The sequence below is a fragment of the Croceicoccus sp. YJ47 genome, from assembly GCF_016745095.1.
Classification (GTDB): domain Bacteria; phylum Pseudomonadota; class Alphaproteobacteria; order Sphingomonadales; family Sphingomonadaceae; genus Croceicoccus.
Window position 1 is genome coordinate 1645831 of record NZ_CP067087.1, and the last position, 12751, is coordinate 1658581.

Genomic DNA, 12751 nt, shown 5'->3' on the forward strand with positions numbered 1-12751 from the left:
TTCGGCTGTCGGCGGTGTCGTCAGGGCATGCGCCGGAGCTGTCGCGGTAGGTTATTGTCCACGCGGCTTAGACCAGCAGAAGGAGCGCGACAGTGAGCAAGGTGGACCTTTGGCAGGATGCGACGGCCCAGGCCGAACTCGTGCGCTCGGGAGAGATAAGCCGGACCGAACTGCTGGAGGCGACGATCGCTCATGTCCAAGCTGTGAACCCAGAGATCAATGCCGTCATCATCCCGCTCTTTGAGAAGGCGCGGCGTGAGAGCGAGTTGGCCTCCGGGCCCTTCGCTGGCGTGCCCTATCTTCTGAAGGACCTCACCGTCGTGAGCCAAGGCGATATCAACACGTCCAGCATCAAAGGCATGAAAGAGTCCGGCTACAGAGCCGACCACGATGCCTATTTCGTGCAGCGGATGCGCGCGGCGGGGTTCGTTTTGCTCGGCAAAACGAATACACCGGAGATGGGCACGCAGGTAACGACGGAGCCCGAAGCGTGGGGCGCCACTCGGAACCCTTGGAACCTCGGACGGTCGGTTGGCGGATCCAGCGGCGGCTCAGGGGCTGCGGTAGCCGCGGCTCTGTCACCGGTTGCGCACGGCAATGACTCGGCAGGTTCCGTGCGCATACCTGCCAGCGTCTGCGGCGTCGTCGGCCTCAAGCCGACGCGTGGGCGGATATCCTCAGGCCCCTTGGTCACTGATTCAGACAACGTCGCAGGAACCGCCCATGAAGGCCTCTTTGCGCGAAGCGTGCGGGACATCGCGGCGTTACTGGACGTCGTCAGCGGCCATCGGGCGACACGTTCTGCGCACCGACAGCGTCACGGCCCTACGCCCAGGGCATAAGCGAGAATCCGGGCAGTCTCCGCGTGGGGTCCTGACCCACAACCCCGTTGGCGACTTCGCTCTGGATCCGGAATGCGCCGCGGCGGCACGGGGCGCCGCTGCGGCGCTTGCCGCGCTCGGCCATGACGTGAACGACGCCTACCCAGAGGCGCTCGGCGATCGGTCCTTCCTCAAGGACTACTTGACGATTTGCGACGTCGCGATCGCGCGAGAGATCGAACGCAACGGAGAACTGATCGGCTGACGGAGGATGACGTTGAGTGGACCAGTTGGGAAATGGTCAAACGCGCAGACCAAGTCACGGGGCGCGCCTTCGCCGCGTGCGTGGACGAGCTTCGATACTACGCTGGGAAGGTGGAGCGTTGGTGGGAGGCGGGTTGGGACCTCCTGATCTTGCCGACTGTAACGCGTCAGACGCCGGAAATTGGGGAACTCATGCCCGCCAAGGGAACCGACTTGGAAGGGCGTCACACCGCCTTTATCTCGGGCAGTCTGCGGATGCTGGCCTTCACCGTTCCCTTCAACGTTTCGGGGCAGCTTATCTCCCTCCCCATCGGCATGTCTAGCGATGGGATGCCGATTGGGGTGCAGATCGTCGCGGCCTATGGACGCGAGGACCTCCTCCTTCAGGTGGCCGCGCAGTTGGAAGGGGCGCTGCCATGGGTCGCTCGGCGGCCCCAATTGCTGAACCCGTCGCGGAAGATCCCAGCGGCCTGATGCTTGCGGGAGATGGGGTCCGACAGATACGGGCCGGGCCCAGGTTTCGTCCCCAACTGGCACCCCACACCGCCTTAGTGAAGGTCCGCCTCGGGGACGCCCCACAGCCGGATTGAGGCCACTCTTTTCTGTGCTGGAACCCCGGCCTGTCGTCGCCTGCTTGTGAGCTCGCACCACGGTCGAGCTTAGCATCAGGTACTGAGTGTCTCAATCCTTCGTCAGTTCGTCGATCAGACGCTCCCACACCCTACCGCCGCCCACCGACTGAAGGGCTCTGTTGCAAAGATTGGCGGCAGTCAGAGGTAGGCTGTCGCTCTGCGCCGATCAGGCGGCTGCTGCGAAATGGTGGTTGAGCATGCCCATGGCCTCCGTCAGCGCCGAGGGCCCAATGCCAAAAGCTCTCTCCACAAGGCGCACCTCGCCCCTGATGCCGGGCTGCAGGCACCAGGGGCGAGCCTGTCCTTTGCGCAGGGCTCGCATGACTTCGAATCCCTTGATCGTGGCATAGGCCGTGGGGATCGATTTGAAACCGCGCACCGGCTTGATCAGTATCTTGAGCTTTCCGTGATCGGCCTCGATCACGTTATTGAGATACTTCACCTGCCGGTGGGCCGTCTCCCGGTCCAGCTTTCCTTCGCGCTTCAATTCGGTGATCGCTGCACCATAGCTCGGCGCTTTGTCGGTATTGAGCGTGGCAGGCTTTTCCCAGTGCTTCAGGCCTCGCAGGGCCTTGCCCAGGAACCGCTTCGCTGCCTTGGCGCTGCGGGTCGGCGACAGGTAGAAATCGATCGTGTCGCCCCGCTTGTCGACTGCCCGGTACAGGTAGGTCCACTTGCCCCGCACCTTGACGTAGGTTTCATCCAGGCGCCAGCTCGGATCAAAGCCACGCCGCCAGAACCAGCGCAGCCGCTTCTCCATCTCCGGGGCGTAGCACTGGACCCAGCGATAGATCGTCGTATGGTCGACCGAAATGCCGCGTTCCGCCAGCATTTCCTCAAGGTCGCGATAGCTGATCGGATAGCGACAATACCAGCGCACCGCCCACAGGATCACATCACCCTGGAAATGGCGCCACTTGAAATCCGTCATCGTTCCGTCCGTCCAATCTCCGCCAAGCATGCTCAAGCTTCACGATTTTTGCAACAGAGCCCACACGGTCACTTGACAATCTAGGACATATGCATAATATTTCGGCTGTCGGCGGTGTCGTCAGGGCATGCGCCGGAGCTGTCGCGGTAGGTTATTGTCCACGCGGCTTAGACCAGCAGAAGGAGCGCGACAGTGAGCAAGGTGGACCTTTGGCAGGATGCGACGGCCCAGGCCGAACTCGTGCGCTCGGGAGAGATAAGCCGGACCGAACTGCTGGAGGCGACGATCGCTCATGTCCAAGCTGTGAACCCAGAGATCAATGCCGTCATCATCCCGCTCTTTGAGAAGGCGCGGCGTGAGAGCGAGTTGGCCTCCGGGCCCTTCGCTGGCGTGCCCTATCTTCTGAAGGACCTCACCGTCGTGAGCCAAGGCGATATCAACACGTCCAGCATCAAAGGCATGAAAGAGTCCGGCTACAGAGCCGACCACGATGCCTATTTCGTGCAGCGGATGCGCGCGGCGGGGTTCGTTTTGCTCGGCAAAACGAATACACCGGAGATGGGCACGCAGGTAACGACGGAGCCCGAAGCGTGGGGCGCCACTCGGAACCCTTGGAACCTCGGACGGTCGGTTGGCGGATCCAGCGGCGGCTCAGGGGCTGCGGTAGCCGCGGCTCTGTCACCGGTTGCGCACGGCAATGACTCGGCAGGTTCCGTGCGCATACCTGCCAGCGTCTGCGGCGTCGTCGGCCTCAAGCCGACGCGTGGGCGGATATCCTCAGGCCCCTTGGTCACTGATTCAGACAACGTCGCAGGAACCGCCCATGAAGGCCTCTTTGCGCGAAGCGTGCGGGACATCGCGGCGTTACTGGACGTCGTCAGCGGCCATCGGGCGACACGTTCTGCGCACCGACAGCGTCACGGCCCTACGCCCAGGGCATAAGCGAGAATCCGGGCAGTCTCCGCGTGGGGGTCCTGACCCACAACCCCGTTGGCGACTTCGCTCTGGATCCGGAATGCGCCGCGGCGGCACGGGGCGCCGCTGCGGCGCTTGCCGCGCTCGGCCATGACGTGAACGACGCCTACCCAGAGGCGCTCGGCGATCGGTCCTTCCTCAAGGACTACTTGACGATTTGCGACGTCGCGATCGCGCGAGAGATCGAACGCAACGGAGAACTGATCGGTACCGCTGACGGAGGATGACGTTGAGTGGACCAGTTGGGAAATGGTCAAACGCGCAGACCAAGTCACGGGGCGCGCCTTCGCCGCGTGCGTGGACGAGCTTCGATACTACGCTGGGAAGGTGGAGCGTTGGTGGGAGGCGGGTTGGGACCTCCTGATCTTGCCGACTGTAACGCGTCAGACGCCGGAAATTGGGGAACTCATGCCCGCCAAGGGAACCGACTTGGAAGGGCGTCACACCGCCTTTATCTCGGGCAGTCTGCGGATGCTGGCCTTCACCGTTCCCTTCAACGTTTCGGGGCAGCTATCTCCCTCCCCATCGGCATGTCTAGCGATGGGATGCCGATTGGGGTGCAGATCGTCGCGGCCTATGGACGCGAGGACCTCCTCCTTCAGGTGGCCGCGCAGTTGGAAGGGGCGCTGCCATGGGTCGCTCGGCGGCCCCAATTGCTGAACCCGTCGCGGAAGATCCCAGCGGCCTGATGCTTGCGGGAGATGGGGTCCGACAGATACGGGCCGGGCCCAGGTTTCGTCCCCAACTGGCACCCCACACCGCCTTAGTGAAGGTCCGCCTCGGGGACGCCCCACAGCCGGATTGAGGCCACTCTTTTCTGTGCTGGAACCCCGGCCTGTCGTCGCCTGCTTGTGAGCTCGCACCACGGTCGAGCTTAGCATCAGGTACTGAGTGTCTCAATCCTTCGTCAGTTCGTCGATCAGACGCTCCCACACCGCCGCCCACCGACTGAAGGGCTCTGTTGCAAAGATTGGCGGCAGTCAGAGGTAGGCTGTCGCTCTGCGCCGATCAGGCGGCTGCTGCGAAATGGTGGTTGAGCATGCCCATGGCCTCCGTCAGCGCCGAGGGCCCAATGCCAAAAGCTCTCTCCACAAGGCGCACCTCGCCCCTGATGCCGGGCTGCAGGCACCAGGGGCGAGCCTGTCCTTGCGCAGGGCTCGCATGACTTCGAATCCCTTGATCGTGGCATAGGCCGTGGGGATCGATTTGAAACCGCGCACCGGCTTGATCAGTATCTTGAGCTTTCCGTGATCGGCCTCGATCACGTTATTGAGATACTTCACCTGCCGGTGGGCCGTCTCCCGGTCCAGCTTTCCTTCGCGCTTCAATTCGGTGATCGCTGCACCATAGCTCGGCGCTTTGTCGGTATTGAGCGTGGCAGGCTTTTCCCAGTGCTTCAGGCCTCGCAGGGCCTTGCCCAGGAACCGCTTCGCTGCCTTGGCGCTGCGGGTCGGCGACAGGTAGAAATCGATCGTGTCGCCCCGCTTGTCGACTGCCCGGTACAGGTAGGTCCACTTGCCCCGCACCTTGACGTAGGTTTCATCCAGGCGCCAGCTCGGATCAAAGCCACGCCGCCAGAACCAGCGCAGCCGCTTCTCCATCTCCGGGGCGTAGCACTGGACCCAGCGATAGATCGTCGTATGGTCGACCGAAATGCCGCGTTCCGCCAGCATTTCCTCAAGGTCGCGATAGCTGATCGGATAGCGACAATACCAGCGCACCGCCCACAGGATCACATCACCCTGGAAATGGCGCCACTTGAAATCCGTCATCGTTCCGTCCGTCCAATCTCCGCCAAGCATGCTCAAGCTTCACGATTTTTGCAACAGAGCCCACACGGTCACTTGACAATCTAGGACATATGCATAATATTTCGGCTGTCGGCGGTGTCGTCAGGGCATGCGCCGGAGCTGTCGCGGTAGGTTATTGTCCACGCGGCTTAGACCAGCAGAAGGAGCGCGACAGTGAGCAAGGTGGACCTTTGGCAGGATGCGACGGCCCAGGCCGAACTCGTGCGCTCGGGAGAGATAAGCCGGACCGAACTGCTGGAGGCGACGATCGCTCATGTCCAAGCTGTGAACCCAGAGATCAATGCCGTCATCATCCCGCTCTTTGAGAAGGCGCGGCGTGAGAGCGAGTTGGCCTCCGGGCCCTTCGCTGGCGTGCCCTATCTTCTGAAGGACCTCACCGTCGTGAGCCAAGGCGATATCAACACGTCCAGCATCAAAGGCATGAAAGAGTCCGGCTACAGAGCCGACCACGATGCCTATTTCGTGCAGCGGATGCGCGCGGCGGGGTTCGTTTTGCTCGGCAAAACGAATACACCGGAGATGGGCACGCAGGTAACGACGGAGCCCGAAGCGTGGGGCGCCACTCGGAACCCTTGGAACCTCGGACGGTCGGTTGGCGGATCCAGCGGCGGCTCAGGGGCTGCGGTAGCCGCGGCTCTGTCACCGGTTGCGCACGGCAATGACTCGGCAGGTTCCGTGCGCATACCTGCCAGCGTCTGCGGCGTCGTCGGCCTCAAGCCGACGCGTGGGCGGATATCCTCAGGCCCCTTGGTCACTGATTCAGACAACGTCGCAGGAACCGCCCATGAAGGCCTCTTTGCGCGAAGCGTGCGGGACATCGCGGCGTTACTGGACGTCGTCAGCGGCCATCGGGGCGACACGTTCTGCGCACCGACAGCGTCACGGCCCTACGCCCAGGGCATAAGCGAGAATCCGGGCAGTCTCCGCGTGGGGGTCCTGACCCACAACCCCGTTGGCGACTTCGCTCTGGATCCGGAATGCGCCGCGGCGGCACGGGGCGCCGCTGCGGCGCTTGCCGCGCTCGGCCATGACGTGAACGACGCCTACCCAGAGGCGCTCGGCGATCGGTCCTTCCTCAAGGACTACTTGACGATTTGCGACGTCGCGATCGCGCGAGAGATCGAACGCAACGGAGAACTGATCGCTGACGGAGGATGACGTTGAGTGGACCAGTTGGGAAATGGTCAAACGCGCAGACCAAGTCACGGGGCGCGCCTTCGCCGCGTGCGTGGACGAGCTTCGATACTACGCTGGGAAGGTGGAGCGTTGGTGGGAGGCGGGTTGGGACCTCCTGATCTTGCCGACTGTAACGCGTCAGACGCCGGAAATTGGGGAACTCATGCCCGCCAAGGGAACCGACTTGGAAGGGCGTCACACCGCCTTTATCTCGGGCAGTCTGCGGATGCTGGCCTTCACCGTTCCCTTCAACGTTTCGGGGCAGCCTATCTCCTCCCCATCGGCATGTCTAGCGATGGGATGCCGATTGGGGTGCAGATCGTCGCGGCCTATGGACGCGAGGACCTCCTCCTTCAGGTGGCCGCGCAGTTGGAAGGGGCGCTGCCATGGGTCGCTCGGCGGCCCCAATTGCTGAACCCGTCGCGGAAGATCCCAGCGGCCTGATGCTTGCGGGAGATGGGGTCCGACAGATACGGGCCGGGCCCAGGTTTCGTCCCCAACTGGCACCCCACACCGCCTTAGTGAAGGTCCGCCTCGGGGACGCCCCACAGCCGGATTGAGGCCACTCTTTTCTGTGCTGGAACCCCGGCCTGTCGTCGCCTGCTTGTGAGCTCGCACCACGGTCGAGCTTAGCATCAGGTACTGAGTGTCTCAATCCTTCGTCAGTTCGTCGATCAGACGCTCCCACACCCTACCGCCGCCCACCGACTGAAGGGCTCTGTTGCAAAGATTGGCGGCAGTCAGAGGTAGGCTGTCGCTCTGCGCCGATCAGGCGGCTGCTGCGAAATGGTGGTTGAGCATGCCCATGGCCTCCGTCAGCGCCGAGGGCCCAATGCCAAAAGCTCTCTCCACAAGGCGCACCTCGCCCCTGATGCCGGGCTGCAGGCACCAGGGGCGAGCCTGTCCTTTGCGCAGGGCTCGCATGACTTCGAATCCCTTGATCGTGGCATAGGCCGTGGGGATCGATTTGAAACCGCGCACCGGCTTGATCAGTATCTTGAGCTTTCCGTGATCGGCCTCGATCACGTTATTGAGATACTTCACCTGCCGGTGGGCCGTCTCCCGGTCCAGCTTTCCTTCGCGCTTCAATTCGGTGATCGCTGCACCATAGCTCGGCGCTTTGTCGGTATTGAGCGTGGCAGGCTTTTCCCAGTGCTTCAGGCCTCGCAGGGCCTTGCCCAGGAACCGCTTCGCTGCCTTGGCGCTGCGGGTCGGCGACAGGTAGAAATCGATCGTGTCGCCCCGCTTGTCGACTGCCCGGTACAGGTAGGTCCACTTGCCCCGCACCTTGACGTAGGTTTCATCCAGGCGCCAGCTCGGATCAAAGCCACGCCGCCAGAACCAGCGCAGCCGCTTCTCCATCTCCGGGGCGTAGCACTGGACCCAGCGATAGATCGTCGTATGGTCGACCGAAATGCCGCGTTCCGCCAGCATTTCCTCAAGGTCGCGATAGCTGATCGGATAGCGACAATACCAGCGCACCGCCCACAGGATCACATCACCCTGGAAATGGCGCCACTTGAAATCCGTCATCGTTCCGTCCGTCCAATCTCCGCCAAGCATGCTCAAGCTTCACGATTTTTGCAACAGAGCCACTTGACGATTTGCGACGTCGCGATCGCGCGAGAGATCGAACGCAACGGAGAACTGATCTGCCGACCGCTGACGGAGGATGACGTTGAGTGGACCAGTTGGGAAATGGTCAAACGCGCAGACCAAGTCACGGGGCGCGCCTTCGCCGCGTGCGTGGACGAGCTTCGATACTACGCTGGGAAGGTGGAGCGTTGGTGGGAGGCGGGTTGGGACCTCCTGATCTTGCCGACTGTAACGCGTCAGACGCCGGAAATTGGGGAACTCATGCCCGCCAAGGGAACCGACTTGGAAGGGCGTCACACCGCCCTTATCTCGGGCAGTCTGCGGATGCTGGCCTTCACCGTTCCCTTCAACGTTTCGGGGCAGCTATCTCCCTCCCCATCGGCATGTCTAGCGATGGGATGCCGATTGGGGTGCAGATCGTCGCGGCCTATGGACGCGAGGACCTCCTCCTTCAGGTGGCCGCGCAGTTGGAAGGGGCGCTGCCATGGGTCGCTCGGCGGCCCCAATTGCTGAACCCGTCGCGGAAGATCCCAGCGGCCTGATGCTTGCGGGAGATGGGGTCCGACAGATACGGGCCGGGCCCAGGTTTCGTCCCCAACTGGCACCCCACACCGCCTTAGTGAAGGTCCGCCTCGGGGACGCCCCACAGCCGGATTGAGGCCACTCTTTTCTGTGCTGGAACCCCGGCCTGTCGTCGCCTGCTTGTGAGCTCGCACCACGGTCGAGCTTAGCATCAGGTACTGAGTGTCTCAATCCTTCGTCAGTTCGTCGATCAGACGCTCCCACACCCTACCGCCGCCCACCGACTGAAGGGCTCTGTTGCAAAGATTGGCGGCAGTCAGAGGTAGGCTGTCGCTCTGCGCCGATCAGGCGGCTGCTGCGAAATGGTGGTTGAGCATGCCCATGGCCTCCGTCAGCGCCGAGGGCCCAATGCCAAAAGCTCTCTCCACAAGGCGCACCTCGCCCCTGATGCCGGGCTGCAGGCACCAGGGGCGAGCCTGTCCTTGCGCAGGGCTCGCATGACTTCGAATCCCTTGATCGTGGCATAGGCCGTGGGGATCGATTTGAAACCGCGCACCGGCTTGATCAGTATCTTGAGCTTTCCGTGATCGGCCTCGATCACGTTATTGAGATACTTCACCTGCCGGTGGGCCGTCTCCCGGTCCAGCTTTCCTTCGCGCTTCAATTCGGTGATCGCTGCACCATAGCTCGGCGCTTTGTCGGTATTGAGCGTGGCAGGCTTTTCCCAGTGCTTCAGGCCTCGCAGGGCCTTGCCCAGGAACCGCTTCGCTGCCTTGGCGCTGCGGGTCGGCGACAGGTAGAAATCGATCGTGTCGCCCCGCTTGTCGACTGCCCGGTACAGGTAGGTCCACTTGCCCCGCACCTTGACGTAGGTTTCATCCAGGCGCCAGCTCGGATCAAAGCCACGCCGCCAGAACCAGCGCAGCCGCTTCTCCATCTCCGGGGCGTAGCACTGGACCCAGCGATAGATCGTCGTATGGTCGACCGAAATGCCGCGTTCCGCCAGCATTTCCTCAAGGTCGCGATAGCTGATCGGATAGCGACAATACCAGCGCACCGCCCACAGGATCACATCACCCTGGAAATGGCGCCACTTGAAATCCGTCATCGTTCCGTCCGTCCAATCTCCGCCAAGCATGCTCAAGCTTCACGATTTTTGCAACAGAGCCCACACGGTCACTTGACAATCTAGGACATATGCATAATATTTCGGCTGTCGGCGGTGTCGTCAGGGCATGCGCCGGAGCTGTCGCGGTAGGTTATTGTCCACGCGGCTTAGACCAGCAGAAGGAGCGCGACAGTGAGCAAGGTGGACCTTTGGCAGGATGCGACGGCCCAGGCCGAACTCGTGCGCTCGGGAGAGATAAGCCGGACCGAACTGCTGGAGGCGACGATCGCTCATGTCCAAGCTGTGAACCCAGAGATCAATGCCGTCATCATCCCGCTCTTTGAGAAGGCGCGGCGTGAGAGCGAGTTGGCCTCCGGGCCCTTCGCTGGCGTGCCCTATCTTCTGAAGGACCTCACCGTCGTGAGCCAAGGCGATATCAACACGTCCAGCATCAAAGGCATGAAAGAGTCCGGCTACAGAGCCGACCACGATGCCTATTTCGTGCAGCGGATGCGCGCGGCGGGGTTCGTTTTGCTCGGCAAAACGAATACACCGGAGATGGGCACGCAGGTAACGACGGAGCCCGAAGCGTGGGGCGCCACTCGGAACCCTTGGAACCTCGGACGGTCGGTTGGCGGATCCAGCGGCGGCTCAGGGGCTGCGGTAGCCGCGGCTCTGTCACCGGTTGCGCACGGCAATGACTCGGCAGGTTCCGTGCGCATACCTGCCAGCGTCTGCGGCGTCGTCGGCCTCAAGCCGACGCGTGGGCGGATATCCTCAGGCCCCTTGGTCACTGATTCAGACAACGTCGCAGGAACCGCCCATGAAGGCCTCTTTGCGCGAAGCGTGCGGGACATCGCGGCGTTACTGGACGTCGTCAGCGGCCATCGGGCGACACGTTCTGCGCACCGACAGCGTCACGGCCCTACGCCCAGGGCATAAGCGAGAATCCGGGCAGTCTCCGCGTGGGGGTCCTGACCCACAACCCCGTTGGCGACTTCGCTCTGGATCCGGAATGCGCCGCGGCGGCACGGGGCGCCGCTGCGGCGCTTGCCGCGCTCGGCCATGACGTGAACGACGCCTACCCAGAGGCGCTCGGCGATCGGTCCTTCCTCAAGGACTACTTGACGATTTGCGACGTCGCGATCGCGCGAGAGATCGAACGCAACGGAGAACTGATCGGCTGACGGAGGATGACGTTGAGTGGACCAGTTGGGAAATGGTCAAACGCGCAGACCAAGTCACGGGGCGCGCCTTCGCCGCGTGCGTGGACGAGCTTCGATACTACGCTGGGAAGGTGGAGCGTTGGTGGGAGGCGGGTTGGGACCTCCTGATCTTGCCGACTGTAACGCGTCAGACGCCGGAAATTGGGGAACTCATGCCCGCCAAGGGAACCGACTTGGAAGGGCGTCACACCGCCTTTATCTCGGGCAGTCTGCGGATGCTGGCCTTCACCGTTCCCTTCAACGTTTCGGGGCAGCTTATCTCCCTCCCCATCGGCATGTCTAGCGATGGGATGCCGATTGGGGTGCAGATCGTCGCGGCCTATGGACGCGAGGACCTCCTCCTTCAGGTGGCCGCGCAGTTGGAAGGGGCGCTGCCATGGGTCGCTCGGCGGCCCCAATTGCTGAACCCGTCGCGGAAGATCCCAGCGGCCTGATGCTTGCGGGAGATGGGGTCCGGTACAGATACGGGCCGGGCCCAGGTTTCGTCCCCAACTGGCACCCCACACCGCCTTAGTGAAGGTCCGCCTCGGGGACGCCCCACAGCCGGATTGAGGCCACTCTTTTCTGTGCTGGAACCCCGGCCTGTCGTCGCCTGCTTGTGAGCTCGCACCACGGTCGAGCTTAGCATCAGGTACTGAGTGTCTCAATCCTTCGTCAGTTCGTCGATCAGACGCTCCCACACCCTACCGCCGCCCACCGACTGAAGGGCTCTGTTGCAAAGATTGGCGGCAGTCAGAGGTAGGCTGTCGCTCTGCGCCGATCAGGCGGCTGCTGCGAAATGGTGGTTGAGCATGCCCATGGCCTCCGTCAGCGCCGAGGGCCCAATGCCAAAGCTCTCTCCACAAGGCGCACCTCGCCCCTGATGCCGGGCTGCAGGCACCAGGGGCGAGCCTGTCCTTTGCGCAGGGCTCGCATGACTTCGAATCCCTTGATCGTGGCATAGGCCGTGGGGATCGATTTGAAACCGCGCACCGGCTTGATCAGTATCTTGAGCTTTCCGTGATCGGCCTCGATCACGTTATTGAGATACTTCACCTGCCGGTGGGCCGTCTCCCGGTCCAGCTTTCCTTCGCGCTTCAATTCGGTGATCGCTGCACCATAGCTCGGCGCTTTGTCGGTATTGAGCGTGGCAGGCTTTTCCCAGTGCTTCAGGCCTCGCAGGGCCTTGCCCAGGAACCGCTTCGCTGCCTTGGCGCTGCGGGTCGGCGACAGGTAGAAATCGATCGTGTCGCCCCGCTTGTCGACTGCCCGGTACAGGTAGGTCCACTTGCCCCGCACCTTGACGTAGGTTTCATCCAGGCGCCAGCTCGGATCAAAGCCACGCCGCCAGAACCAGCGCAGCCGCTTCTCCATCTCCGGGGCGTAGCACTGGACCCAGCGATAGATCGTCGTATGGTCGACCGAAATGCCGCGTTCCGCCAGCATTTCCTCAAGGTCGCGATAGCTGATCGGATAGCGACAATACCAGCGCACCGCCCACAGGATCACATCACCCTGGAAATGGCGCCACTTGAAATCCGTCATCGTTCCGTCCGTCCAATCTCCGCCAAGCATGCTCAAGCTTCACGATTTTTGCAACAGAGCCCACACGGTCACTAGACAATCTAGGACATATGCATAATATTTCGGCTGTCGGCGGTGTCGTCAGGGCATGCGCCGGAGCTGTCGCGGTAGGTTATTGTCCACGCG

At 62.5% G+C, this 12751-nt stretch carries 4 protein-coding genes and 7 pseudogenes; 6 read left to right on the top strand and 5 right to left on the bottom strand.

Annotation, left to right across the window (positions count from 1 at the left end):
• Positions 1–92 precede the first annotated feature (92 nt).
• Together JD971_RS16845 and JD971_RS16850 are read left to right on the top strand one after the other, a co-directional pair.
• Entirely contained in the window at positions 93–842 is a 750-nt protein-coding gene (locus tag JD971_RS16845; protein WP_256435301.1) for an amidase, read from the top strand.
• Between the two features lie 189 nt (positions 843–1031).
• Positions 1032–1559 (top strand): amidase family protein, encoded by a 528-nt coding sequence (locus JD971_RS16850; RefSeq protein WP_256435302.1) that lies wholly within the window; start codon positions 1032–1034, stop codon positions 1557–1559.
• 324 nt (positions 1560–1883) lie between these two features.
• Here JD971_RS16850 and JD971_RS08055 read toward each other — a convergent pair whose 3' ends face one another.
• Positions 1884–2648 carry an IS6-like element IS6100 family transposase gene (locus tag JD971_RS08055; protein ID WP_001389365.1) on the bottom strand — a complete coding sequence of 255 codons (765 nt, stop codon included), beginning with the start codon at positions 2646–2648 and terminating at the stop codon, positions 1884–1886.
• Positions 2649–2840: 192 nt separating this feature from the next.
• On the opposite strand from JD971_RS08055, the pseudogene nylA (JD971_RS17135) reads away from it, so the two are divergent.
• Positions 2841–4312 (top strand): annotated as a pseudogene (gene nylA / locus JD971_RS17135) (6-aminohexanoate-cyclic-dimer hydrolase).
• 319 nt (positions 4313–4631) lie between these two features.
• Here nylA (JD971_RS17135) and JD971_RS08065 read toward each other — a convergent pair.
• A pseudogene (locus tag JD971_RS08065) lies at positions 4632–5395 on the bottom strand (IS6-like element IS6100 family transposase).
• Between the two features lie 192 nt (positions 5396–5587).
• On the opposite strand from JD971_RS08065, the pseudogene nylA (JD971_RS08070) reads away from it, so the two are divergent.
• Positions 5588–7054 (top strand): annotated as a pseudogene (gene nylA, locus JD971_RS08070) (6-aminohexanoate-cyclic-dimer hydrolase).
• Between the two features lie 324 nt (positions 7055–7378).
• Here the strand turns inward: nylA (JD971_RS08070) and JD971_RS08075 are convergent.
• Entirely contained in the window at positions 7379–8143 is a 765-nt protein-coding gene (locus tag JD971_RS08075; protein WP_001389365.1) for an IS6-like element IS6100 family transposase, read from the bottom strand.
• A 63-nt stretch (positions 8144–8206) separates the two neighbouring features.
• On the opposite strand from JD971_RS08075, the pseudogene nylA (JD971_RS08080) reads away from it, so the two are divergent.
• A pseudogene (gene nylA / locus JD971_RS08080) lies at positions 8207–8748 on the top strand (6-aminohexanoate-cyclic-dimer hydrolase); the annotation flags it as partial.
• A gap of 324 nt (positions 8749–9072) precedes the next feature.
• Here the strand turns inward: nylA (JD971_RS08080) and JD971_RS08085 are convergent.
• A pseudogene (locus JD971_RS08085) lies at positions 9073–9836 on the bottom strand (IS6-like element IS6100 family transposase).
• A 192-nt stretch (positions 9837–10028) separates the two neighbouring features.
• On the opposite strand from JD971_RS08085, the pseudogene nylA (JD971_RS17140) reads away from it, so the two are divergent.
• Positions 10029–11496, top strand: a pseudogene (nylA, locus tag JD971_RS17140) (6-aminohexanoate-cyclic-dimer hydrolase).
• Positions 11497–11822: 326 nt separating this feature from the next.
• Here nylA (JD971_RS17140) and JD971_RS08095 read toward each other — a convergent pair.
• A pseudogene (locus JD971_RS08095) lies at positions 11823–12586 on the bottom strand (IS6-like element IS6100 family transposase).
• Positions 12587–12751 lie beyond the last annotated feature (165 nt).